Consider the following 24,123-nt stretch of genomic DNA (forward strand, 5'->3'; position numbering starts at 1 on the left):
TTGCCTTGGTGGCGGGGACTCGCGCTCGAGGTCCTAACGGACCGGAGGCGCGGGTCCCCGCCTCCCCGCTTGGCCATCAACTGATCCGCCCACCATGAGCCGATACATCGCGCGCCGTCTTCTGTCCGTCATCCCGCTGCTCATCGCGGTGAGCATCATCGTGTTCGGGATGAGCAAGGCCTTGCCGGGGGATCCGGTCGAAATATTCCTACAGCAAGCCGACATTGCGAATCCGGAATTAGTGAAATCCATGAAGGACAAGTATGGACTCAATGACCCATTGCCGGTGCAGTATTGGACCTGGCTAAGTCTTATGTTTCGAGGTGACATGGGTGAGTCGATTCGGCGGGGTGAACGCGTATCCGACTTGCTCTTCCGAGGAATGCGGAACACGTTCAGCGTCGCAGTCGCCTCGGTCATTCTCGTGGTGGTCGTCGGTTGGACCATGGGTGTCCTGGCCGCCGTCGTCCACAACCGCGCCTGGCCTCAGGTCATTACGCGCTTCCTGGCGCAGTCTCCCGTCTTGATGCTCAGCATTCCCGGCTTCGCCGTCGCCGTGTTCATGGTGCTCATCTTCGGTGTCTCGCTTGGTTGGCTCCCCACCAGCGGCGTCTCCAATCCCCGGGCAGGGGGAGACGACGTCATCGACCTCGCCAAGCACCTCATCCTGCCAACCATCGGCCTGGCGCTCGCCTCGGTCGGCGCAAATTGGCGCTTGGCGCGAAACACCATGATCGAGGTATTGCGTGAGGACTATATTCGCATGGCCCATGCCAAGGGCCTGCCCCTTTGGCGGGTCTACTTTGTGCATGGTCTACGCACCACACTCGTCCCCCTGCTGACGAGTGCCGGGCTCCTATTCGGATCATTGCTAACTGGATCCTTCATCCTCGAATACATCTTCGCTTGGCCAGGAATCGGTTTGCTAGTTGTCGAGTCTACGGTCAACCGCGATGTTCCGGTCGTCATGGGTGCAACGATGTTGATCGCCACGATGTATATCTTCCTCAACCTTGCTGTCGATGTCATTTACGCCCTCGTCGACCCACGTGTCCGCTATGCTTAGCCCTCGAGCGCTCGAAAGCGCCGCCGGCTACCATGCGAGGCGGACCGTGAAGTTCTTGCGTGACCACCCGGTTTTGAGCGTCTCGCTCATCCCCATCCTCATTACCATCATCATCGCCTTGCTCGCACCAATTCTCCCGATTCCCGATCCGAACCGCGGGAGCATTAACGTGCGCTATCTCTCGCCACTAACCGAAGCCTATGTCTTGGGGATCGACAGCTTAGGGCGTGATGTCATATCCGAGGCAAAAAATCCAGATCCTTTCCCATCAAGTGTCGTCGAACGCTATGTGCCACCGGTGCCGAAACCATACATTCTCGGAACAGACAGCCTCGGCCGAGACATGATGTCTCGCCTCATCTGGGGCAGCCGCATCTCGCTGATGATCGGCATTTTCGCCAACGTGGCCGTCACGCTGATCTCGGTGTTCTTTGGGCTGCTCGCCGGCTATCTCGGCGGGCGTGTGGACGGCGTGATCATGCGCCTGGTCGACATTGGGCTTGCGTTTCCGGGCCTTCTCCTTGCGCTCCTGATCCTCACCGTGCTCGGGCCATCGGTGATCAACATGGCGATTGCCGTCATCCTGTCGTCCGTGCCCCTCAACATTCGTTTCTTCCGTGGGCAGGTCCTCACCGTGAGGAATGCCAAATACGTCGAGGCGGCGCGTCTCCTTGGCTACAACAACCTGCGGATCATGTTTCGAGAAGTGCTGCCGAACGTAATGCCGCTCGTCATCACGGTCACCGCCTTGCACGCCACAAGCTTCTTCATCTTCACCGCCGGCTTCAGCCTGATCGGCATGGGACTCAAGCCGCCGGACCCCGATTGGGGAACCATCATGTCGGACGGCCTGCGCGCGCTCTACGAGGCGCCGGCGGTGATCCTAGGCCCGACGATCCTGATCTCGGTGCTGGCGATCTGCTTCAACGTCCTCGGCGACGAAGTGCAGAAGATCCTGAGCCCGCGCGAGAGCCAGCTTTGAAATGAGCGTCTCCGCCGCGACGGAACCGGTGCTGGCCGTGAAGGATCTGCACACGCACTTCTTCACCAAGACGGCGACGGTGCGCGCCGTCAACGGCGTGAGCTTCAGCATCTTTCCCGGCGAAATCGTCGGACTCGTCGGCGAATCCGGCTGCGGCAAGTCGGTAACCGCGATGTCCATCTTGGGACTGGTTGACACCCCGGGACGGGTCGTCAACGGCACCATCACCTTCGATGGCCGTGACATGCGAAAGATGTCCGGGGGCCAGCTTCGCCGTATCAGGGGGCATGAGATCGCCATGATCTTCCAGAACCCCATCGGCGCCTTGAATCCAGTGTTCAGCGTAGGCCGTCAACTCGTCGAGGCGATTCGCACGCACCAGCGCGTCAGCCGCCGCGAGGCATACCGGCAAGCCGTCGGTCTGCTCGACCGCGTCGGGATACCCGACCCCGAGCAGCGGCTGCCGCAATTCCCGCATCAGTTCAGCGGCGGCATGGCGCAGCGGGTGGTCATTGCCATGGCGCTGGCCAACCGGCCCAAGCTGCTCATTGCCGATGAGCCAACGACGGCGTTGGACGTCACCATCCAGGCGCAGATCATCGACCTGCTGGCCGAGCTGAACCAGGAGTTCGGCATGGCCGTCTTGCACATCACCCACAATATGGCGCTGGTGGCCGAGAGCTGCGCGCGGACCATCGTGATGTATGGCGGAAAGATTGCCGAGAGCGGCGAAACGCAGGTCGTGTTCGACGATCCGCAGCATCCCTACACGCAGGCGCTGCTCGGCTCGGTGCCGGACCTCGACCAACCCGAGCAGACCATCGATCCGCTCGAAGGGTTTCCGCCCGACATCACCCGGGAGTGGCCGGGCTGTGAGTTCGAGCCGCGTTGCAGCCAACGCTTCGAGCGCTGCCCGGTCGAGAATCCCCAGCTGCGCGAGGTAGCCCCCGGACACGCCGTCCGCTGCCACCTCTACGAGGCGGCCTCATGAGCGACACCGCCGCCCCCCTCCTGCAATGTGAAGGGCTGGTCAAGGCGTTCAGCCTGCCCCGTACCAAGATCATGGAACGCCGGCGGTCACTGCTCGCGGTTGGCGGGGTCGATCTCACCCTCGACGCCGAGGAAACGCTGGGACTGGTTGGAGAGTCAGGCTGCGGCAAGACCACACTTGGGCGCCTGATCGTCGGCCTCGAGCAACCCACCAGCGGCAGCGTCTCCTTCAGCACGCGCAAGGCGCCATCTGCTGACGCCAATGAGCGTCTCGATCTGGCACGGAACGCCCAAATGGTCTTTCAGGATCCATTGGGGTCGCTCAATCCGCGGAAGCGCATCCGAGACGCAATCGCCGAGCCGCTGAGAATCCATGCCATCGTTCCCGACGCCGAGATTGGCGAGCGCGTCAACGACCTGCTCCAGGAGGTCGGCCTGCCGGTCGAGTTCGGCGCGCGCTTCCCGATGCAGGTGAGCGGCGGACAGCAGCAGCGCGTGGCCATCGCGCGCGCCCTGTCGGTGGAAAGCGAGCTGCTGGTCGCCGACGAGCCGCTATCGTCCCTGGACGTCTCGGTGCAGGCGCAGATCCTGGACCTGCTGCGGCGCATCCGCGACCGGCGACGCCTGAGCGTCATCTTCATTTCGCACGATCTCGCCGTCGTGCAACAGCTCTGCAACCGCGTGGCGGTGATGTACCTCGGCAAGATCGTGGAGGAAGGGGAAACACGCACGCTGTTTCAGCGCCCGCGTCATCCCTATACCACCGCCCTGCTCTCGGCAGTGCCCCGCGTCAAGGCCGCCGCCGGCGACCGCATTCGCCTGTCCGGGGAACCGGCCAGCGCCGCCAACATTCCGCCCGGATGCCCGTTCCATACCCGCTGCTGGAAAGCCCAGGACATCTGCCGCACCGACGTGCCCAAGCTGGAGTCGCTGAACGGCGCCCGGGTGGCCTGCCACTTTCCCGAGTAACGCGCATGAGCCTGCTGCAAGACCGAGTCGCCATCGTCACCGGCGCCGGCGGCTTGCACGGCATCGGACGCGCCATTGCCCTGGCCTACGGGCAGCATGGCTGTCGCGTGGCGGTCGCCGGCGGCAGCGCCGTCGAGCAGGTCGCGGACGAAATCCAAGCGGACGGGGGAACAGCCGTCGCCATCCCCTGTGACGTGTCGATCCCCGGCGATGTCGAGTGCCTGGTGCAGCGCACCGAGGCCGAGCTTGGCCCCATCGACATCCTGTGCAACAACGCCGGCATCCTCCGCCGCGGCCATCTGCACGAGATCACGCTGGACGATTGGAACCGCACCCTCGCGGTCAACCTGACCGGGCTGTTTCTCTGCACGCAACTCGTGGCCGCGCGCATGATTGCCCGCGGCGCCGGCGGCCGCATCGTCAACATTTCTTCGCTGTGCGGTCACCAGGGATGCCCGGGGCAGGTGAGCTACGCCGCCTCCAAGGCCGGGGTCGAGGGCTTCACCAAGTCGATCGCCGAGGACCTCGGGGCACACGGCATCACGGCAAATTGCATCGCCCCCGGCCCGGTCTACACCAACATGACGGGCAAGGACGCCCCGTCCGGCCAAGCGCCGGTGCGCTGGAACGGGGCGCCGATTCCGGACTTCGGGCTGCCGCCCGACGTGGCCGGCGCGGCGGTGTTCCTGGCCAGCGATCTTGCCAGCTGGATCACCGCCGCCACCCTGGTGGTCGACGGCGGGCGGCTGGTGCAGTGACCCGGGCCGTCCCACCGCGAGCGCCCGCGCGCTAGCGAGCCGAAGGCCGCCGTGGCAGCCGTCAAGCTCGTCGTCATCGGGGCCAGCCGCGTCTTCGCCCCCTCCATCGTGGCCGACCTCTGGCACGCCCGCGACGACCTGGCCGGCAGCACCGTCGCCCTCTGCGATGTCGACGCGGACACGCTCGGCGTCACCACGCGCGTCGTCGAGCGCATGGTCGCCGAGCGGGACATGCCCTACCGGATCGAATCGTCCACCGACCGCCGCGACCTCCTGGACGGCGCCGACTACGTCATCGTCGCCATCGCGCTGGACCACCGGCGCCTGTGGACCATCGACCTCGACATCGCCGAGAAGTACGGCATGGTCCTGACCACCGGCGACACGGTTGGCCCAGGCGGATGGTCACGGGCGCTGCGCACGGTGCCGGTGTTCCAGGCCATCGCGCAGGACATAGACGACCTGTGCCCCGCTGCCTGGCTCTTCAACTACACCAATCCCATGTGCGCCATCTGCCGCACCCTGAACAAGACCACGGACTTGAATGTTGTGGGGTTGTGCCACGGTATCGAGGGCACCACGCGGCGCCTGGCGAAGTTCTTGGACCTTCCGGAAGACGACATGTCCGTCCGCGCCGCCGGCATCAACCACCTGCAGTGGATTCTCGACCTGCGCCGCAACGGCACGGACCTCTACCCCGCGCTCAAGGCCGCCCAGCGCCCGCCCGCGAGCGACCGGCTGGACGTGAGCTGGGACCTGATGGAGCTCTACGGCTGCTTCCCGTCCCCCGGCGATCGCCACGTCAGCGAATTCTTCCCCTGGTACTGCCGTCCGGGTGACGACGGCAAGCTGCCGCGAGGCCTGTTCCGCTTCGACATGGATGAGTACTTCGACCGCGGAGCCGAGGTTCAGCAACGGTTCAGCGAGATTGCCACCGGCTCAGATCCGCTGCCCGACTCGCTCTTCAAGCCCACGAGCGAGAAGGCCGTGAAGCTGATCGCGGCGCTGGCGGCCGGCCGCGGCGGCAGCTATCACGTGAACATCCCCAATGAGGACTCGATTGGCAATCTCGCGCCCTGGGCCAACGTGGAGGTTCCGGCCTGGTTCGACGCGAGCGGCATGACCCGCGAGCCGGTCGGCGCGCTCCCCGAACCTGTCGCCGGGACGCTGCGCCCGTGGATTGACCAGCTGGAGCTCCTCACCGACGCCATCATCCAACGCGACCGAGAGCTCGCCCTGCTGGCCCTCCTCGCCGACCGCACCATCGTCGACGTAGACGCCGGCCTCGCCATGGGCCGCGAGCTCATGGACTCGCACGCCGACTACGTGCGCGAATATCACTAGGCTGCCTGGACAGGAGACCATCGCCTATCTCATCGTCATTCCTGCGCAAAGAGAGCTTGGCGTCGCCTCTCCGTCATTCCGGCGGAAGCCGGAATCCAGTCCGGCCAAAACTGGGGGCGCTGAACACTTCGGGTAGGGGCGGGTCTCAGACCCGCCCGTTTGTGCCCTCAGCAGACGTTACGAAAAGGAAAACGCCCAATGCCATTCGTCGACCCGGCCACCGCCAACAACCTGACCCACGACGCCATCGCCGCCATCAAGCAGCGCAACGGCTCGGGGCAATGGCGTGAACGCATCAGCGCCACCGCCGAGCACCGCAGCGTGCTGCTGCACTGGCCGCCGGGATCCGCCCAGGCCGCGCACTATCACCCCGACTGCGAAGAGGTCTTTGTCGTCCACGAGGGCCGCGTCGAATTCACCTTCGACGACGAGCCGCCGGTCGAGGCCGGACCGGGTTCGGTGCTCTATGCGCCTCGAGGCTCCCGGCACTCCCTACGCGTGGTCGGCGACGCCCCCCTGCTGATGATGTGCTTCCTCGCGCCCAACCTCCCGGAAGACGAGGTTCCGGCCTGAGGCGAGCAGCCGGCGGAAGCTAGGCGTACCCCCGTCAGCGGGCGAGCTCGAGCCGCGGGTCGAGGTGGGCGTCCGGGCGGAGCTCGGACAGGCGAATCAGGCCGCGGTGCCAGGGGTAGCCATGCGGCACGCGCTCGGCATTGATCGCCGGGCTGGTCCAGAAATACTGGACCACCGCGTCTTCCGGCGCCGTATACGTCTTGATGTGGTTGCCGGCCAGGTCTTCGAGCACGCCCACCCGCTGGCCCTTGCGCACCTTCTGACCAATTCGCACCACCGACTGCCAATACCCGCTCTCCAGCGATTCCATGCTCCAGCGTCGCGGACCCAGGATCGCCTGCGGCGGAACCTCCACCGGCTCGCCGTCGATCATGTCGAACCGCTTCAAGGCGTTCGCCAGGCACTGGTACTGCAGCTCGATCTCCGCCGGATCCTGGACGCCGTTCTGGCCGATTTCCGTCCAGACGTTCGCCACGCCCTCGCGCAGCAGCGCGAACGGCAGCCCCTGGTCCAGCTTTGAAAACTCGTCCTGAATCTCGGCCTGGCGCGGGTCCAGGTAGGGCACCGGCATGGAACCGGCCAGCCGCCAGGTGTCCCGCCGCAGGCGTTCATTCGTCGTCGGTTCGGCGAAGGCCACCCACGGGTCGAGTGCTTGCACGTACTCGCCCGCGTGCATGTCGACGTGAAAGTCGAGGTCGCGCAGCAGATTGAACATGCAGTCGATCTGGAATTCGGAGTAGGTCCCCTCGGGCCGACCCGCCGGCTGGAAATGCAGCTCGCGCTCGTCGACCGGGGACAGCTGCGTCGACCGGGTGAAGAACGCCCGCGTGCTCATGATGGGAATGATGCGGACCTCGCCGCGAAGCGTCTCCGGATCCAGCTCCTGCCAGAGCCGAATGGCGCCGTGAATGCCGGCGAACTCACCCGCGTGCATGCCCGAGGAGACGCCGAACTTCGGGCCCGACCGCGCACCGACAACCGTGCCGACGGGGATCTCCAGCTCTTCGCCCGAATGGTGGACATACCGCTCGACCCGAGAGGTCTTGGACCCGCCGCGAGCGCTCATGCCGCCTCCCACCCGCACCAGTCGAGGACGAAGGCAATCGCCGTCTTCGTCACCGGCGCCAGATCGTCCAAGTCGAAGAATTCATCCACCGAATGCGCCCCGGCGCCGCCGCCCGGACCAAAGAGGCAGCCGGGCGTTGGGCGTCGCAGGCTGTGCTGGTGCAGGTCGCAGAAGCCGGTGATCGCCACCGGCCCGAGCGGCAGCCCCGTCGTCACCTGGTGCGCCTCGGCCAGATGCTGAACCACGGCGTTGTCGTCGCCCATGTCCAACGGCTCCAGAGCCAGACCTTGAAAGGTGACCTGCGGCGGATGGTCCCGCAGCCATTCGTCCTGCGCGGCCGCCTCGGCCACGGTCGCCTCGATCTCGGCCCGCGCGTCGGCCACCGTCTCGGGCGGCATGAAGCCCAGCGTCGCGTCCAGCACGCAGCGGGCGGCGACGGTTCCGACCCACTCGCCGCCGGTGATGCCATAGACGTTGAAATGAATCGGATGCTCGGTGTCGGCCCAGCGCGGCGGAATGCTCTCGTTCTTCTTCGCCTCCAGCTCCCGCAGCGCCCGGATCACCACCGAGGCCTTTTCGATCGCGTTCACGCCGCGGGTGGCCGCGATGTACGGCACCGGCTTGCCGTGGATGGTGACGCGAAAGGCCACGTGACCCGGATGGGCCACGATCGCGCGCCCTAGGCCGGTGCCGTCCAGCATCAGCACGCCGTCGGCCTCGTAACCCGCCGCAACCAAGGCCAGCGACCCGTTGCCGGAGCACTCCTCGTCGATCGTGGTCTCGAGAATCAGGTCGCCCTTGAGGCGCAGCCCCGCGTCCTGCAGCGCCTGCACCACGAAGAGCATCTCGCAGCAGCCGGCCTTGTCGTCCTGCGCCCCGCGCGCGTAGAGGCGATTGCCCGCGATCTCGCCGCCCCACGGGTCGCGGCTCCACAGCTCGACCGGCTCCGGCGAGGTGGTGTCCACGTGCGCGTTGAGGATCAGCGACCGCCCGCCGCCGGTCCCCGGCCAGCGGCCCGCCACATTTGGCCGGTTCTCGTAGGACCAATCGGTGGGGCTCCAGGTTGGATAGCGGGCCAGCGCGTCGGGATCGCAGTCGATCATCGCCACGTCCAGCCCGAGGTCGCGCATGCGGCGCGCCATCCACTGCTGCGCCGCCAATTCCTCGCCGCGCGCGCTCGGAATCCGGACAAACTGTTGCAGGCTCGCGACATGCTCGCCATGGCGCCGGTCGAAGGCCTCCCACGCCGCCGTCCGCGCGGCGGTGAGATCAAGCGTCGCGGTCATTCCTGACTTGCCTCCGCCACCGTGACCGTGCGTCCAAACCACGGGTCGCCGTCGGCGCCACGGTCGCCGGTGACGGCCATGCTGGTCGTCACCGCCAGGACGCTGCCGTCGAGCGGCGAAACCACCTCCTGCACGGGCTCGCCGAAGTAGTCCCAGATTTGACCCAGCACTTCACCGGCGGCCACCTGCGCCCCCGGCGTGGCTGCCGGCACCCATAGCCCCTCGGAGTCGACCACGTGGCTCCAGATCTCGGGTCCGACGACACGCAGCGGCACCGCGCGGTCCGTCACGACTCCGTCAATCACATCCAGGGCGTCCAGCACGCGCAGTAGGTCGTCCAAGAGAACCTGGGCGTCACCGACGACATCGCTTACGCCGCCGCCACCCGTCACGATGAGCGCCGCCCGGCCTCGAGCCGCCATGCGCCCGGCGGCGCCGAGCTCGATCGCCCTCGGGTCGTCCTGATCCACGGCAACGCGCATGTCGGCGCCGGAGGCCACGGCCATGGCCAGCGACTCGAATTGCGAAGCCGCCGGAGGAACGGCGGCCCAATGTGCGTGCAACTCGGTCAGCTCGCCGCCCCGGACATCGATGTGAACGTCGGCGTCCGCCAGGGATTCGGTCACGGCCTGGGCGATGCGGTCGCTCGCCGAGGGCTCCTCCGCCTGCTCGGCGGCCGCAAATGCTGCGACCACCGCGCGGCCATCGAGCGGGCAGAACCGGGCGACTCGTCCGTAGAACCCCGCCACATCCACAACCGGCACGATGCGCACGCGTCCCCTGGTCAGCAGCCCAGGCAGTCGCTTGGCCAACATGCGGCACGCCGAGATTCCCGGATAGGCCGTGCCCGCCAGGCCGCCGACGATGTTGACGACCGGTCCCGGCGTCGCCGCTGAAAACTCAATCAGCGGAATATCGGCCGAGGGATGCCCGGGCACGGCAATCGCCCTCACCTCTCGCTCGGCCGTCATACGTCAGCCACTCGGCGCCGATCCATGCAACCGGACGAGTTCGGGCGACGCATCGCTCACGCGTAGTCCGGTCGGCAACGCCGGAGCATAAAGATTCCACCAGGATTGCGGCGCCGGAGTCTAGCACTCTGACGAAAAGGGTAATGCTGCTCCGCAGATCAGAGACTGTTCGAACCGCCAATCAATCCTGGCCTGATATCCGTCACTTTACGCAATGACAAATCGAGAATTAGCAGCATACTCATCCCAATGTTTCTCTTGATATTCAAGCCGAATCTGACCGCATGCTATCATTCGCGCCACCATTGCATAGACGCGCATCGGTTCAACACATGGTCACTCCAAGGCTCACAGGCAAGGTCGCCATCGTGACCGGCGCGGCGTCCGGCATCGGACGCGCCAGCGCCATTCGCTTCGCCCGCGAAGGCGCCACGGTGGTGATCGCCGACATCAACGCGTCCGGGGGCGACGAGTCGGCCGACCTCATACGGCAGGAAGGCGGCGAATCGTCGTTCATCCGTTGCGACGTATCCGATACCAAGGACGTGCAGGCGCTCGTCGATGAAACCCAGTCAACACACGGCCACATCGACATCCTGTTTGCCAACGCCGCCTACCTGGACGAGCTTTTCGCCATCGCCGAGACGTCCGAGGAGGTCTGGGACCGGCACATCGGCGTCACCCTCACGGGCGTCTACTTGTGCTGCAGATACGTCATTCCCCACATGATCGAGGCTGGCGCCGGATCGATCCTCGCCACCTCATCGGTGGGCGGCTCGGTCGCCTTCGATCGGCAGGCGGCCTACTGCACCGCCAAGGCCGGCGTGGAGATGCTGATGAAGACCATCGCGCGCGACTATGGCCGCGCCGGCATCCGGGCCAACGCCATCGCGCCCGGCGCCGTGTATACGCCAGTGATGGAGGACGTGAAGCGGCGCAATCCCGACGGGTGGGACCAGGTCCTGCGCGACATGAGCTTGCTCGAGCGCCTCTGGGCCGAGCCCGAGGACATCGCCGCCGCCGCCGCCTACCTCGTCAGCGACGAAGCGGCGTTCGTCACCGGCACCGTGCTCACCGTCGACGGCGGCTGGACGGCCCACTAGCCTCGAGCCCGCCCAGTCGAGCATTACGCCCGCTCGAGAAACACCTGAATGACCCGTCCATCGGTGCGGACCATGACGTTGCCGGCGAGGTCGGTGCGAAAGACCGCCGCGCCACGCTCACGGAGACGGCGCAGGGCGCCATCCCGCGGGTGATCGAAGGCGTTGTACCAACCGGCTGACACCACCGCGATCTGAGGGTCGACGGCATCCAGAAATGCGGCGGTTGACGAGCTGTTGGACCCGTGGTGCGGCACCTTGAGCACGTCGACGGGCGACATGACCCCGGACGCCGCCAGTTCCCCTTCGGTGGACGCCTCGATATCGCCCGTCAATAGCATCGACGATGTCCGATAGGCCAGATGCAGCACGACCGACCGGTCGTTGTCGTCGTCCGGTCCCGGTTCCGGCGGATTCAGCACCGACAGGTCCACGCGTGGGTGCCATGCCAGCGCGTCGCCGCGCTTGACTTCTTTGACCGGCACGCCGGCGTCGACGGCCAGGTCAATTACCTCGCGCATCACCGGATGGCTCAGGTTGGCATCGGCGTGCACCACAGCTCCCACGGCGAATTCGCGCATGACCGTCGGCGCGCCGCCAATGTGGTCACCGTCGGCATGCGTCAAGACCAGGTAGTCGAGGCGCTCCACGCCCAGCCGGCGCAGCTGCGGCACGATCGCCGCGCCCGCGGTCTGCGGGTCCGGTCCCGCATCCACCAGCATGGTCGCGCCGTCGAGCCGTATTAGCAGGGCGTCGCCCTGACCGACATCCAGTGCGCGCAGCTCCAGCTCGCCGTCCGCGAGCGGCGGAAGCGCGGCGCCGTCCGGTTGAGCCCGGATGACGCTGGCGACCACGATAAGCAGCGCCACCAGCAATAGAAGCGCCGCCAGGCGCGGCCTCACGGCCGGACCGACGGGCGGCAGCCCCGCCCGGCGCAGGCGCTCCGCAACGTGCTCGGCCTGCCGCCCAATCCATTGGACTGATGCGGCGCCAAGGACCTTCAAGGGCACGAGGCAGGGCCCTTCCGGCCTAGCCCGTCAGCTAGGGAGACCGGGTTGAGTTGGCCGGAGGCCATGTCGCGGTGTAAGCGAGCACGCCGAAGGCACCGCTGCACTCGGCGGACGCGGAGCGTCAGAGCGGGCGCACGTGCCCATCGCCGCGCACGACCCATTTGTACGTGGTCAGCTCGCGCAAGCCCATCGGCCCGCGTGCGTGCAGCTTTTGGGTGCTGATGCCCACTTCGGCACCGAGCCCAAACTCGCCGCCGTCCGTGTATTGGGTGGAGGCGTTCACGTAGACCGCCGCCGCGTCGACCTCGTCGAGGAAGCGCTCGGCATTGGTGAGCGACCGGGTCACGATGGCCTCCGAGTGGCCCGACCCATGCGTTTGAATGTGGTCCAGCGCCGCGTCGATGCCATCCACGACGACCACCGACATGCGCAGGTCAAGCCATTCGGTGTCGAGGTCGTCGCCCGCCAGGTTCACAACCCGGGCAAGGCCGTCCAGCAACGGCAGCGCCTCGGCGTCGGCGTGCATCTCGACGTTCTTTTGCGCCAGGGCCTGCCCCACCGTCGGCACGAACTCGGACGCCACCGATCGATCGACCAGCAGGGTGTCGAGGGCGTTGCAGATCGACGGTCGCCGGGTCTTGGCGTTCACCACGATGCGCTCAGCCGCCGAAAGGTCGGCGCTCGCGTCCACATAGGTGTGGCACACGCCCCATCCCGTTTCGATCACCGGCACCGAGGCCGTCTCGGTCACGAAATCAATCAGCCCCTGGCCGCCGCGAGGCACCACGACGTCCACGCCGTGGCGCGCCTGCAACAGCTCGCGCACCAAGTCCCGGTCGGGGTTAGTGATGGCCTGAATTGCATCCGCCGGCACGCCGGCCGCCGGCAGCGCCTCGCGCGCCAACCGGACCAGCGCGCCGGTGCTGTGCTGGGACTCGCTGCCGCCGCGCAGAATCACCGCATTTCCGGCCTTGAGCCCCAGGGCCGAGATATCGATGGCCACATTGGGGCGCGACTCGAAGACAGCACCGATCACCCCCAGCGGCACGCGACGTCGGGCAACCTCCAGACCGTTGGGCAAGCGCCGCGCGTCGACCGACTCGCCCACGGGGTCGGGCAGGCCGATGACGGTCCCCAGCGCGTCGGCGATCCCGTCGATCCGCGACGGAGTGAGCGTCAGGCGGTCGATGAAGGCGTCGTCGCGACCCGCGGCGCGCGCTTGCGCAACGTCCTCGGCGTTGGCAGCCAGCACGTCGGACTGCTCGGCTCGGAGCGCCGCCGCCATCGCCTCGAGCGCCTGATTCTTGGCGTCGGCGTCCAGCTTGGCGACCTCCCGCGCGGCGCGGCGCGCCGCCGCAACCAGATCGGGAACGCTCGGCCGAACGGCGGTCGGCGCGTCAATGGCGGCGTTGATGTTGACCTCCTCGGTCAGGCCTGGGAACTGTCGAGCAATACCAGGTTGTTGCGATGCACGGCTTCCGCTCCATGATCGTAATCGAGAATCGACGCGATCAAGTGTGACGGCCGACCCAGGATCCGCACCAAGTCGTGCGAGGCATAGTTTACGAGTCCGCGAGCGAAGACGCGGTCGTCCGGGCCGGCCACCGCCACCACGTCACCCCGGATGAAATCGCCATCCACGGCGCAAATGCCGGCGGGAAGCAGACTCCGCCCGGCATCGGTGAGCGCGTGCTTGGCGCCCCCGTCGACGCGCAGGGTGCCGCGCTCGGTGGCCGCAGAGCTGAGCCAGCGCGCCCGGCTGGTGCGGGTGACTTCTCGCGGCGCGAATCGGGTGCCGATGCGCTCGCCGGCAGCGATGCGCGGGAGCACGTCCGGCTCATTGCCGCCGGCGACGACGACCTCGATTCCGTCGAAGCTGGCGCTGCGCGCCGCCTCGACCTTCGACCGGACGCCTCCCGACCCGCCGGCGCCAGCCGCCCCCGCCGCGCTGGCCAGCAACTCGTCCGTCATCACATGTCCGTCTCGAATCAGCTCCGCGTCCGGATGGCGACGAGGATCGCCGGTATAGAGACCGTCAGTCGCCGTCAACAGGATCAGCAAATCGGCATCGACCAGTTGCGCGATCAGGGCCGACAGCGGGTCGTTGTCGCCAAATCGCAGTTCCTCCGTCGCTACCACGTCGTTCTCGTTTGCGATCGGCAACACGCCCTGATCCAGCAGTCCCGTGAGGGCGTTACGCGCGTTGAGAAACCCGTCACGCGTGGTCAGGTCGGCGCGGGACATCAGCGTCTGCGCCACCGTGATGTCGTGAGCCGCGAACACGGTGCCGTAGCGGGCGATGAGCGGCGCCTGTCCCACGGCGGCCAAGACCTGGCGCGTGGTGAGCTGATTGCCCTGCAGATGGAGCGTGGCGCGTCCCGCCGCCACGGCCCCGGACGACACGAGCACCACCTCCGCGCCGCTCCGGATGAGCGAGGAAATCTGCGCCGCGATCTGGTCGATGTATGACTCGTTGAGGCCCGCAGGCGTCGTGAGCAGCTGCGTGCCGCATTTGACGACGATGCGCTTTCGACCAGACATGGTCACCGGGGCTCCAGATCCGCCGTGCCGCTCGGGTGCGTGATTGTAGGGACTCGCCGATATAATGGCGCTCCCCCGCGCCGCGCGCCTTGTGGCGCGCCCAGCCCGAAGGAACTCACGGCCATGGATCGGGACAACAGCGACACGATCCGGAACGTGGTGTTCGTGGCGCACAGCGGCGCCGGCAAGACCTCGCTCACCGAGGCCATGGCCTATGTGACCGGGCAAACCTCGCGACTCGGTCGGGTGGAAGACGGCAACACCATCTCCGACTTCGACCCGGACGAGGTGGAGCGGGGCATGTCCATCAATCTCTCGGTCGTGCCGTGTCCCTGGCGCGGCGCCACCGTCAACGTCATCGATACGCCGGGATATCCCGACTTCATCGGCGACGTGGTCTCGGGACTGCGGGCGGCGGATGCGGCGATCGTGGTGATCGACGCGACTGCCGGCATCCAGGTCGGCACCGAAATCGTGTGGCGGCTCGTCGACCGGCGCGACCGCCCGCGGCTCGTGGTCGTGAATCGCATGGACCGCGAAAACGTGAGCTGGGAAAACGTCGTCCAGGAGCTGCGCGACAAGTTTGGCGCGGCCATCGCCCCCATCCAGATCCCGCTGGGCGACGCGCCGGCGTTCGACGGGGTGGTCGATCTGCTGGACGGCACGGCCCGCGCGTTCACCGACGACGGCAGCGAGCCGATTCCGGTTCCCGACGAGTTGAGCGAGGCGGTCGAGATCGCGCGCGAGCAACTCACCGATGCCGTGGCCGCCACGGACGACGACCTGCTTGAGAAATACCTGGAGGGCGAGGAGCTCGAGCGCAGCGATTTGGAGCGGGCGCTGCGGGAAGGCGTGCGCGCCGGTGAGGTCTACCCCGTCGTGTTTACCGCCGCCACGGCGACCCACGGCGCGCGCGAATTGCTCGACGCCATCACCGCCGTGTTGCCGGCGCCGTCCGACCTGCCCGTCGCGCCCGGCGCCAATGGCGCGACCCTTGACTTCGCCAGCGACGGGCCGGTCGTGGCCCAGGTGTTCAAGACCCTGGCCGACCCGTTCGTGGGCAAGGTCTCTCTGCTGCGCCTCTACACCGGGACGATCTCGGGCGACGTGGAGTTGCGGAACCAGACCAGCGGCCGAAATGAGCGCCTCTCGGGCTTCCAATACCCGGTGGGCAAGGGCGGCGAGCCGGCGGGAGTCGTGGTTGCGGGGGACATTGCCTTCGTCACCAAGCTGGAGAACGTCGCCACCGGCGACACGCTGGTGTCGGACGGCTCCGCGCACCAGATGGCCGCGCTGGACATGCCCACGCCGCTGTTCGAGGCCGCCATCACGCCGGCGACCCAGGCCGACCTGGACAAGATGGGCCAGGTGCTGGCGCGGATCGCCGAGGAGGACCCGTCACTGCAGGTGCGGCGCGACGACCAGACTGGCGAAACCATCCTGGCCGGACTCGGCGAGTCGCACGTGCACATCAGCCTCGAGCGCATCCGGCGCAAGTTCGGCGTGAACCTGCTGGCGGACGTGCCGCGGGTGCCCTATCTCGAAACCATCCGCAAGACCGTGAACGCGCATGGACGGCACAAACGCCAATCCGGCGGTCGCGGGCAGTTTGGCGACGTGCACATCGAGTTCTCCCCGCGGGAGCGAGGTGCGGGCTTCGAGTTCGAGGACCGCATCAAGGGCGGCGCGATTCCCAGGCAGTACCTGCCCGCCGTGGAGAAAGGGCTCGTCGAGTGCTTCGCCAAGGGCGCGCTGGCGGGATTCCCCGTGGTGGATATCAAGGCGGCGGCGTTCGACGGCCAGTATCACGACGTCGACTCGTCCGACGAGTCCTTCCGCAACGCCGCCCGGCTAGCGGTGGAGGACGGCTACCACCAGGCCAGCCCCGTGATCCTGGAGCCGATCGTCAAGCTGGCCATCGAAATCCCCGACGTCAATACCGGTGACGTGATCGGTGATATCAGCGCGCGGCGAGGTCATGTCTTGGGCATGAATCCCGCCGACTACGACGGCGCTTCGATCGTCGAAGTCGAGGCGCCCAAGGCGGAGGTGCAGCGCTACGCCACCGACCTGCGCTCGATCACGCAGGGGCGCGGGCAGTTCACCAGCGAATTCGTCCGCTACCAGGAAGTGCCGCCGCACGTTCAGGATCGCCTCGTCGCCGAGGCGGCCGCCGCGGACGGCTAGCGCGCCAAATGGACGACGCCGGCCGCGAGTTTCTGCAGCGGCTGATCGACGCACCCAGCCCGTCGGGCTACGAGCAGGCCGTGCGCAAGGTCTGGCACGAGGCGGTCGCCGAGTTCGCCGACGAGGTGCGCGGCGACGTGCACGGCAATGTCATCGCGACGCGCAATCCGGGGGGCAGCCCGAGGCTGATGTTCGCGGGCCACTGCGACGAGCTTGGCCTGCAAGTCAACTACATCTCGGATAAGGGGTTCCTGTACTTCAACACCATCGGCGGTCACGACCCGAGCCTGATCTCAGGGCGGCGCGTGATCGTCCACGCGCAGGATGGTCCCGTGCGCGGGGTCACCGGGCAGAGGGCCGTGCACCTGACGCCTCGCGACGAACGCGGCAAAGAGAAGAAGGTCGAAAACATCTGGATCGACATCGGCGTCAGCGACAAGGCGGAGGCTGAGTCGCTAGTTCGGGTCGGCGACGCGGTGACCTATGAGCTCAGCATGCAGCCGCTGCGCAACGGGCTGGGAGTCGCACGGGCGTTCGACAACAAGATCGGCGCCTGGGTGGTGGCCGAGGCGCTGCGGCGCGTCGACGCCGCCAAGTGCTCCGCCGAAGTGGTCTCGGTGGCCACGGTGCAGGAAGAGATTGGTCTGCGCGGCGCTATGACGAGCGCGTTTGGCATCGACCCGCTGGTCGGTGTGGCGGTAGACGTGACCCACGCCACCGACCATCCCAACGTCAACAAGGTCACTGCCGGCGATATCAGCCTGGGCGGCGGTCCGGTCATCACCCGCGGCGCCAACGTGAACCCGGTGGTCGAGCGGCTGCTGATGGAAAGCGCCGAGGCGCTCGGGATGGAAATCCAGATCGAAGCCGAGCCCCGCGGCACCGGCACCGACGCCAACGCCATGCAGCTTTCGCGGGCCGGCGTGGCAACGGGCCTCGTGAGCGTGCCGCTGCGCTACATGCACACGCCGTCGGAGATCATCTCGCTCGACGTGGCCTACCAGGCCGCCGACCTGCTGGCGGCGTTCGCCGAGCGCCTGACGCCGGACATCGACTTCACGCCCTAGCGAGAGCGGGTCGCTGTCAGAGGGCCTTGTCCAGCGCATCGTCTCCCAGGCGAGCGCCCGGACGACGAGCTTGTAAGGGCCTCCGCCGCTTCGACGCTCACTGTGCTGGCGGCGGATGGGCCGGCGCAGTGTGGGTCGGCACTCGAGGCTCAACCCGTTCAGCGATGTCGGGCCCAGACCTTAGCTCCGCCGCACGCAATTCAAAGGTCTTCTGAAGATTCAGCCAAAACTGCGGCGTGGTGCCGAAATAGCGCGACAAGCGCAGCGCGGTGTCGGCCGTCACCCCTCGCTGGCCCTTGAGGATGGCCGTGATTCGGTTGGTCGGGACGGCCAGGGCCTTCGCGAGCGCATTGGCTGAGAGGCCGAGTTCGTCGAGCTCGCCGCCCAGGATTTCTCCCGGGTGCACCGGTCGCATGCGGTTGGTCGTCGCCATCACCAGCCCCCTCATCGGTGGTAGTCCACGATCTCTACGTCGTACGGCCCGTCATCGCCCCACCGGAAGCAGACGCGCCACTAGCCAGCCGAATTCTAGAGTGCCCGTGATGGCTCCTCCGTCGGCGGCCGGATCCACGCGGCACGCGACGCGGGGCACTATCGGCGTTGCCTGGCGTTTGCGCGGCCCGAATTCGCCGGATTGGTCACACTGCGGGTGCTTGGGACGAGGCTATGCTCGGAGCGTGGCTCGCACACGCATGGATGGCTTCATGCGCCCTGAGGATGAACGCAACCGCTCGCGCTCCCGGATACGTCTGCGAGGCGGACGAGGCTGGGCGCGGCCTGGCCGCGTGGCCGGGATAGCGGCGCTGACGATCGGAATCGCGGTCATGCTGCTGGCGGCAGCTGCCTGCGGCGAGGATGAACCGCCGCCGGCGCCGGCCACGCCGACCGCAGCGGCCGCGGCGCCTTCGCCCACGCCGGAGCCGCCCCCACCCACCGCCGCGCCAACGGCCACTCCCACCCCGACCGTCGCGCCAACGAAGACTCCAACCCCAACGCCGACGCCAAGCCCCACAGCCACGCCTTCGCCTACCCCTACCCCCGACCCGACGGCCGCGGCCCTCGACGCGTCCGACTTCGACCGCGAGCGCCTGAACGAGGCCGTCGTCAACAATCCACCGACCTCTGTCCGCATATCTGCCGAGGCCGGCCTGTTGCCGATGGTCGAGGGCGACCTCGCGGTGACGATGGAGCTGGTTCCGGCGGACGAGGCGATGCGCATGCTGACGGAGTTCGATTCGGATGACCAAAAGCTGAGCCTCGAGTTGATTGTGATCGGCGACACGCAATACATCCGCTTAGCGGATCCGGATGGGAACGAGAGCCCCTGGCTGGCGTCTGACATCAGCGACGGCGAGGCGGCGCTGGTGGACGCCGTGGGCGCCGGTGACCTGCTGGACGACTTGATTCCCGACGACGACCAGTCGCCGATCGAAGCGATCGGCGTGGAGGCCTGCGGTGACGGCCGGCAGTGCTTCGTGCTCATAAGCCCGGAGGATCCCTCGGTGCAGATGCTGGTCGATACCGAAACCTATCTGCCGGTGGCGTTTCGCGGCCCGGTTCTCGGCGGCGGCGTCGACACGGACGTCGAGGTGCGGATCGAATGGAACGCCGAGATTTCGATCACCGCGCCGGCCGACGCGCAGCAGGTAACCGCAGAGGAGTTCGGCCTCGCCTTGATCAGCTTTTTCCTCGGCTCGGAGGGCATCAGCCCGGTACCGGTCGAACAGACCGAGACCGTCGTCACCCGGGAGATCATCAGAGAAGTGCCGGCGGAGACAATCGTCACCCGGGAGGTCGTCAGAGAGGTGCCGGTGGAGACAGTCATCGCCAGCGAGCGCTCGGCGTTGTGGCTGGCCTTCGGGGCATCGCCCTATGGAGAGGCGCTCGACGAGATCGGCGACCAGTTCCACGGCGATCCCGGCATTTCGCCGGCACGCCACGACCCCACGGTGGACATCTGGAACTGGGGCGCGGGACGCATTGAGCTGGCCGAGGCCACGGCGGGTCAGCTGTTCGGGCCGGACGGCGAGTTTCCCTGCGGCTCGCTGGACCCGGTCGTCGCCTGCGGCGCGGATGGCCTCGCCCCCGGGACCTACCTGCTGGTCTGGAGCGAGGTGCTCGACCCGGTCCCGCTCGACGACCCCGCCTACGTTCGCACCTTCTGGACGCTCTTACAGGACGGCGATCCGGCAAACGATTGGGAGGCGCTGCCGCAGTTCGCCAACGATGTGCTGGACGGCAGCGACACGCACTACTGGATTGCGGCAATACCTGGCGGCTGGGAGTTGCGCCGCACCTTCGGCCCGCAGCTGGAGCCCATGCCGACCGACGGCGCTGCCATGATTCTGGCGAACGTCGTGGTCTTCTGGGTGCCGCTGTCGGAGCTCGGCGATCTTGACGCCCTGAGCCTGGGCGTCGCCAGCTTCAGCGGTCCCGTCGATGATCCATATGGCGTGAACGGAACTCTCGACCGGTCACCGGAGCCGCAGCAGCCGCTCACGCCGCTCGACGACGTGGGGTTCTAGAAGACTACTTCCCGCGACCGGTCCCACGCTGCACACAGGACGCGGCGTAGCGTTGGTGACTCGTCAGACCGCGGGCGCTCGGGATGCGGCTATGCTCGTGTCTTGCCGAAGTCGTGGTGCTTCGGCTTGATGCGCCTCACGGGGAGTCCTCGCCCAGTGCCTGAAACGTCGGTGTCAGGGAAGGCAGAGCGCCTCCGCCGCACGGCCAGCGCCGTCTCGCTGACCCTTGGAGCCGTGGTCATGCTCGCCGTTGCGGCCTGCGGCGAGGAGGCTGCTCCGCCGGAGACGGTTACGCCAACCGCCGTCGTCGACGCAGCGACGCCTTCGCCCACGCCCCCGCCGGACACGCCCGCGGCAGCCACACCCACGCCAACTCCCGCCGCAACTCCTACGACGCCCCCAACGCCAACGCCGCAGCCCACCGCCACGCCCACGCCGCGGGCGACGCCAACGGCACCCACCGACGCCTCGCTCGGCCGCGCCCAAGCCGTGGGCTTCGATGCCGGACGGTTCGAAGACGCCCTCCAAAACGTCGCCGGGAACGCCACCCGTGTATCGATTGATATTGGCCCACCGATCTTCAAACCAGGGGATTTCACGATGATGGTCGAGACCGGGCCGGCGGGCGACACGATACGCACCCTGATGACCAGCGCGTCTTCAGGCCGCCCGCTGAGCATCGAGATGCTTCGAGTTGAAAACACGCTATTCGCACGTGGGCACGACGCCGACGGCAACTGGACTCCGTGGGTGGGCTCGATCGTCGCCGAGGACCTCGCCTTGCCGCTCGGCGCCATGGGGACCGCGATTGAAGATCTCGAGGCTCTCGGCGTCTCGGGTGACGATCCCGGCTACAGCGTCATCGGCAGGGTTGGGTGCCCGGACGGCCGAACGTGCTTTCTCCTCCAACTCCCCGACTTTGGCGAAGGGCAATTTGCAGAGCTGCTGGTCGATACGGAGACGTATCTACCGGTGGTGATGCGCCTGCGGCTCGAGGGGTTCCCCGGCGTCTACGACATGCTCATCGACTGGAACGCCGACGTCGACATCACGGCGCCGCCGGACGCGCAGATGCTCACGTCGGAGGAGTTCACGGCGGCGGTGTCGACGCTTATCGCCGAACAGTCGGGCGCCATCGTGGACTCGAACCTGCCCGACCCGGCAGCCGCGGGCGGCCCGGACGAGGCCATCCTGGAGTTGATTCGGCTGCTTCCCGAGCTTGGCGCGTTGCCGGACTTAGAAGCGCGCGACGGCAGGGGCGACTTGTTCCACCCCGATCTCGACGGCGCAAACGTGCGCAGCGATTCCACGATTGATATCGACACCTGGGGCGCCGGAGTGGTCGACCTGAGCAACTCAGGCGCGCGCGAGCTGTTCGGACCGGACGGCGCGCTGGCCTGCGGCCCGGCGAATCCCGCCGTGGTCTGCGGCGGCACCGAAGTCGCTCCCGGGCAGTATCTCGTGGTCTGGATGGCGCTCGTCGACGAGTTTCGCCTCGACGACGACAGTCTCTTCCGCACCTTCTGGGCCGTGTTCGACGACGGCGACCCGGCGAACGACCCTCCGCGGCTGCCGATGATCTCCCGCGATGTGCTGGAGAGCGCCGACCAGAACTACCGGATCGAGGCAACGCGTAGCGGCTGGCGGCTTGTTCGCACGTTCGGGCCGGAGTTTGAACGCACGCCGACCGGCGGCGCGGCGATCCTCGCCGAGGCCGTCGTGCTCTTTTGGTTGCCCGTGTCGGAGCTCGGCGATCCGGAGGCGTTGAGCCTGGGCGTGGCCAGCTCGAGCGGCTCACGCTCGAGTCCGTTCGGCCCGAATGGGGCCTTCGACCGGTCACCGGACCCCGGACAGCCGCTCACGCCGCTCGAGGAAGTCGTGCCGCCAGCTCTCGTGAAGCGCTAACCCTGATCGGCGCCGTAGAGCGTCGTCGCGGGGTGGAATGACGACCAGCCGAGCCAGTAGGCCAGGTGGCCCGGTAGCCGAGCAAGTTGGGCGCCGTCAGGGTGGACGAGCGCTTCTTCGGTGAGATTCCAGGTGGTTCCCTGGTCGTCGACAACCGTGCGCGGCTCGGTGCCCGGCCCGAATTCCCGCTCGCCGCGCTCGAACGCCCGCACCGCCGCGCCGGCGCTCCAGGAGACATTGCCCCGGCGACGGTCCATGCCGTCGATGGTCAGCTCCTCACCCAGCGCCACGAGTACGACCGGTTGGTCGGCGACGGTGTCGTTGAGCACCCGGGCCTCGACCACGTCGGCCACCGCATAGGCGCGAGCGGCGTCCCCGAGCACAAGCGCGAACACGCGATCCTTGGGAGCCAGGCCATCCGCCGTCGGCGCCGGGAACATCACGTCGGGGCTGGCGAAGTAGCCGCCATAGGCCGCGCCGGGCGAATAGTCGCGGCGGTGGCCGGTGTTGATGCTCAGCACCGCGGTCGTCGGATTGGCCGTGCGCCAGGCCTCCCACGTCGTGGTGACGATGGGGATGACATCGAGCCGGCCCGGATCGGCCGCCAGCGGCCCAAGCACTGGCTCACCAGTCAACTGGTTCCAGAGCGTGAACGTGCCGCGGTCGTACATCAGCTTGTTGCTACGCATGAGGAAGCCCGACGTGCCGATGCTGAGCACGTCGCCCCGGTAGCGCCGGCTGAACAGCACCCCCGCGCCGCAGAGGGTGCAGTAGGCCAGCGCCACGGGCTCGCCGCCCACGACGTCGTTGGCCATCTCGTGCCAGTCCAGGATCCGGAGCGGGTAGGCGCGATAGTCGCCGTTGATCGCAACGCCGAATACCACGTCTTCGGGCTCGAGGTAGGCGGCGCTCTCGGCCGCGACCATCGGCGCGGACTCCAGCGGCGGGATGCCGTCCAGGCGCACGCCGCCCCAGACGATCTCCTCGAAGCGGATGCTGCGCGGAGCGGATTCGTCGAAGAACCGGGCGAACTGCGGGTCGACGCGGCTGTAGATGCGGCCCTTCCAGGCGGCAAACCCCGGCACGGTGGTCAGGTCGGTTCTGGCGTACCACTCGGCCCACTCCGCCCACGATTCGTGTTGTTCACCGGTGAGTTGGAACAGACCCTGCCGAGCCTTGTCCCACGAGTCGGGATGAAACGCCCCAAGCTGCGCCGCCCGCAGGACCTCGATGAGCACCCCGATCAGGCGCTTGTCGCCGGTGGTTCCCATGTAGGCCACCAGCTCCACCTGCGCCTCCGGATAGGTCGGGTCGAGCAGCAGGCCGTCAAGCAGCGATTGCGCCTGTTCGTCGGACAGCCGGCGGTCGTCCGGCACAGGAGTGCCGGCAAGCGCCGGGCGCGGCGTGGACTCGGCAGTCGGAGTCGGCGTGGGCGCGGCGGTTGGCGTTGGCGCGGGCGTGGCGGTGGGACTGGGTGTCGGAGATGGGGGCGCGGTGACAATCACCTTGGCAGCGGCGGGGGGCCTGGTCGGTGTTTCGGTCGACGGGGTGTCATCGCACGCCGCCAGCGCCGCCGCCGCGCCCGCGGTGGCCAGCAGTCCGAGCGCACGGCGGCGCGACACCACCGCACGTCGCGGGGCGGCTTGCTGACTCCGCGCGCGCCCGGCTCCCTCTCCCCCGGAGGGAGAGGGCTGGGGTAAGGGAGATCCGAGACTCGGGCGAGGAAGGTCGGCCATTTATGCGAAGGTCTCTTTCAAGGGGGACGGGACCGTACGTCGGCGGA

Annotated in this window: 20 protein-coding genes; 12 read left to right on the forward strand and 8 right to left on the reverse strand. The window is 67.5% G+C overall.

All coding sequences use genetic code 11. The features are described 5' to 3' along the window. Positions 1-94: 94 nt before the first annotated feature. From OXG79_01090 to OXG79_01120, 7 genes are all read left to right on the forward strand, one after another. Complete coding sequence (locus OXG79_01090) at positions 95-1,066, forward strand: ABC transporter permease (GenBank protein MCY3782363.1); 972 nt, start codon at positions 95-97, stop codon at positions 1,064-1,066. Between the two features lie 46 nt (positions 1,067-1,112). After that, positions 1,113-2,048 carry an ABC transporter permease gene (locus tag OXG79_01095; GenBank protein ID MCY3782364.1) on the forward strand — a complete coding sequence of 312 codons (936 nt, stop codon included), beginning with the start codon at positions 1,113-1,115 and terminating at the stop codon, positions 2,046-2,048. 1 nt (position 2,049) lies between these two features. Further along, entirely contained in the window at positions 2,050-3,039 is a 990-nt protein-coding gene (locus tag OXG79_01100) for an ABC transporter ATP-binding protein (GenBank protein MCY3782365.1), read from the forward strand. Beyond that, on the forward strand, positions 3,036-4,007 hold the full coding sequence (locus OXG79_01105) for an ATP-binding cassette domain-containing protein (GenBank protein MCY3782366.1): 972 nt from the start codon (positions 3,036-3,038) through the stop codon (positions 4,005-4,007). Before OXG79_01100 ends, OXG79_01105 begins: the two co-directional genes overlap by 4 nt. A 5-nt stretch (positions 4,008-4,012) precedes the next feature. Further along, on the forward strand, positions 4,013-4,765 hold the full coding sequence (locus OXG79_01110) for a 3-oxoacyl-ACP reductase FabG (protein ID MCY3782367.1): 753 nt from the start codon (positions 4,013-4,015) through the stop codon (positions 4,763-4,765). 51 nt (positions 4,766-4,816) lie between these two features. Next, on the forward strand, positions 4,817-6,109 hold the full coding sequence (locus OXG79_01115; GenBank protein MCY3782368.1) for a hypothetical protein: 1,293 nt from the start codon (positions 4,817-4,819) through the stop codon (positions 6,107-6,109). Between the two features lie 198 nt (positions 6,110-6,307). Then, complete coding sequence (locus tag OXG79_01120; GenBank protein MCY3782369.1) at positions 6,308-6,682, forward strand: cupin domain-containing protein; 375 nt, start codon at positions 6,308-6,310, stop codon at positions 6,680-6,682. Positions 6,683-6,716: 34 nt separating this feature from the next. On the opposite strand, the gene OXG79_01125 is transcribed toward OXG79_01120, so the two are convergent. The 3 genes from OXG79_01125 to OXG79_01135 are packed head-to-tail and all read right to left on the reverse strand — an operon-like array spanning position 6,717 to position 10,005. Continuing rightward, the gene (locus tag OXG79_01125) at positions 6,717-7,748 is read right to left on the reverse strand and encodes a hypothetical protein (protein ID MCY3782370.1); all 1,032 of its coding nucleotides are present in this window, start codon (positions 7,746-7,748) and stop codon (positions 6,717-6,719) included. Further along, positions 7,745-9,034, reverse strand: coding sequence for an ArgE/DapE family deacylase (locus tag OXG79_01130; protein MCY3782371.1), 1,290 nt, complete (start codon positions 9,032-9,034; stop codon positions 7,745-7,747). Before OXG79_01130 ends, OXG79_01125 begins: the two co-directional genes overlap by 4 nt. Next, the gene (locus OXG79_01135) at positions 9,031-10,005 is read right to left on the reverse strand and encodes a succinylglutamate desuccinylase/aspartoacylase family protein (protein ID MCY3782372.1); all 975 of its coding nucleotides are present in this window, start codon (positions 10,003-10,005) and stop codon (positions 9,031-9,033) included. Before OXG79_01135 ends, OXG79_01130 begins: the two co-directional genes overlap by 4 nt. A 332-nt stretch (positions 10,006-10,337) precedes the next feature. Between OXG79_01135 and OXG79_01140 the strand changes: the two genes are divergently transcribed. Further along, positions 10,338-11,108 carry an SDR family NAD(P)-dependent oxidoreductase gene (locus OXG79_01140; GenBank protein ID MCY3782373.1) on the forward strand — a complete coding sequence of 257 codons (771 nt, stop codon included), beginning with the start codon at positions 10,338-10,340 and terminating at the stop codon, positions 11,106-11,108. 23 nt (positions 11,109-11,131) lie between these two features. On the opposite strand, the gene OXG79_01145 is transcribed toward OXG79_01140, so the two are convergent. The 3 genes from OXG79_01145 to proB all read right to left on the reverse strand — a co-directional run bounded on the left by OXG79_01145 (position 11,132) and on the right by proB (position 14,656). Next, entirely contained in the window at positions 11,132-12,115 is a 984-nt protein-coding gene (locus OXG79_01145; protein MCY3782374.1) for a ComEC/Rec2 family competence protein, read from the reverse strand. 121 nt (positions 12,116-12,236) lie between these two features. Beyond that, positions 12,237-13,517 (reverse strand): glutamate-5-semialdehyde dehydrogenase, encoded by a 1,281-nt coding sequence (locus tag OXG79_01150; GenBank protein ID MCY3782375.1) that lies wholly within the window; start codon positions 13,515-13,517, stop codon positions 12,237-12,239. 26 nt (positions 13,518-13,543) lie between these two features. Then, entirely contained in the window at positions 13,544-14,656 is a 1,113-nt protein-coding gene (proB, locus tag OXG79_01155) for a glutamate 5-kinase (protein ID MCY3782376.1), read from the reverse strand. Between the two features lie 123 nt (positions 14,657-14,779). Here proB and fusA point away from each other — a divergent pair, with 123 nt between their 5' ends. After that, a complete protein-coding gene (gene fusA, locus OXG79_01160; GenBank protein ID MCY3782377.1) occupies positions 14,780-16,843 on the forward strand; it encodes an elongation factor G in 2,064 nt (687 codons plus the stop codon). A gap of 8 nt (positions 16,844-16,851) precedes the next feature. After that, the gene (locus tag OXG79_01165) at positions 16,852-17,910 is read left to right on the forward strand and encodes a M42 family metallopeptidase (GenBank protein ID MCY3782378.1); all 1,059 of its coding nucleotides are present in this window, start codon (positions 16,852-16,854) and stop codon (positions 17,908-17,910) included. Positions 17,911-18,007: 97 nt separating this feature from the next. On the opposite strand, the gene OXG79_01170 is transcribed toward OXG79_01165, so the two are convergent. Continuing rightward, a complete protein-coding gene (locus OXG79_01170) occupies positions 18,008-18,358 on the reverse strand; it encodes a HigA family addiction module antitoxin (protein MCY3782379.1) in 351 nt (116 codons plus the stop codon). A 337-nt stretch (positions 18,359-18,695) separates the two neighbouring features. Between OXG79_01170 and OXG79_01175 the strand changes: the two genes are divergently transcribed. Both OXG79_01175 and OXG79_01180 read left to right on the forward strand, forming a co-directional pair. Next, positions 18,696-20,435 carry a hypothetical protein gene (locus OXG79_01175; GenBank protein ID MCY3782380.1) on the forward strand — a complete coding sequence of 580 codons (1,740 nt, stop codon included), beginning with the start codon at positions 18,696-18,698 and terminating at the stop codon, positions 20,433-20,435. A gap of 240 nt (positions 20,436-20,675) precedes the next feature. Further along, a complete protein-coding gene (locus tag OXG79_01180) occupies positions 20,676-22,340 on the forward strand; it encodes a hypothetical protein (GenBank protein ID MCY3782381.1) in 1,665 nt (554 codons plus the stop codon). On the opposite strand, the gene OXG79_01185 is transcribed toward OXG79_01180, so the two are convergent. Further along, positions 22,337-23,962, reverse strand: a complete 1,626-nt coding sequence (locus tag OXG79_01185) for a DUF3179 domain-containing protein (GenBank protein ID MCY3782382.1) — start codon at positions 23,960-23,962, stop codon at positions 22,337-22,339. The two genes, OXG79_01180 and OXG79_01185, sit on opposite strands and share 4 nt — an antisense overlap. Between the last annotated feature and the right edge of the window lie 161 nt (positions 23,963-24,123).

Source organism: Chloroflexota bacterium (genome assembly GCA_026706485.1).
In the GTDB taxonomy this organism is placed as follows: Bacteria; Chloroflexota; UBA11872; order UBA11872; family UBA11872; genus JAJECS01.

What these genes read in the sequence shown, in the direction of transcription:
- OXG79_01135 (MCY3782372.1), bottom strand. Translation starts at nt 10,005, where the DNA reads ATGACGGCCGAGCGAGAGGTGAGGGCGATTGCCGTGCCCGGGCATCCC.
- OXG79_01140 (MCY3782373.1), top strand. Translation starts at nt 10,338, where the DNA reads ATGGTCACTCCAAGGCTCACAGGCAAGGTCGCCATCGTGACCGGCGCG.
- OXG79_01180 (MCY3782381.1), top strand. Translation starts at nt 20,676, where the DNA reads ATGCTCGCCGTTGCGGCCTGCGGCGAGGAGGCTGCTCCGCCGGAGACG.
- fusA (MCY3782377.1), top strand. Translation starts at nt 14,780, where the DNA reads ATGGATCGGGACAACAGCGACACGATCCGGAACGTGGTGTTCGTGGCG.
- OXG79_01110 (MCY3782367.1), top strand. Translation starts at nt 4,013, where the DNA reads ATGAGCCTGCTGCAAGACCGAGTCGCCATCGTCACCGGCGCCGGCGGC.
- OXG79_01130 (MCY3782371.1), bottom strand. Translation starts at nt 9,034, where the DNA reads ATGACCGCGACGCTTGATCTCACCGCCGCGCGGACGGCGGCGTGGGAG.
- OXG79_01120 (MCY3782369.1), top strand. Translation starts at nt 6,308, where the DNA reads ATGCCATTCGTCGACCCGGCCACCGCCAACAACCTGACCCACGACGCC.
- OXG79_01100 (MCY3782365.1), top strand. Translation starts at nt 2,050, where the DNA reads ATGAGCGTCTCCGCCGCGACGGAACCGGTGCTGGCCGTGAAGGATCTG.
- OXG79_01125 (MCY3782370.1), bottom strand. Translation starts at nt 7,748, where the DNA reads ATGAGCGCTCGCGGCGGGTCCAAGACCTCTCGGGTCGAGCGGTATGTC.
- OXG79_01170 (MCY3782379.1), bottom strand. Translation starts at nt 18,358, where the DNA reads ATGAGGGGGCTGGTGATGGCGACGACCAACCGCATGCGACCGGTGCAC.
- OXG79_01165 (MCY3782378.1), top strand. Translation starts at nt 16,852, where the DNA reads ATGGACGACGCCGGCCGCGAGTTTCTGCAGCGGCTGATCGACGCACCC.
- proB (MCY3782376.1), bottom strand. Translation starts at nt 14,656, where the DNA reads ATGTCTGGTCGAAAGCGCATCGTCGTCAAATGCGGCACGCAGCTGCTC.
- OXG79_01105 (MCY3782366.1), top strand. Translation starts at nt 3,036, where the DNA reads ATGAGCGACACCGCCGCCCCCCTCCTGCAATGTGAAGGGCTGGTCAAG.
- OXG79_01090 (MCY3782363.1), top strand. Translation starts at nt 95, where the DNA reads ATGAGCCGATACATCGCGCGCCGTCTTCTGTCCGTCATCCCGCTGCTC.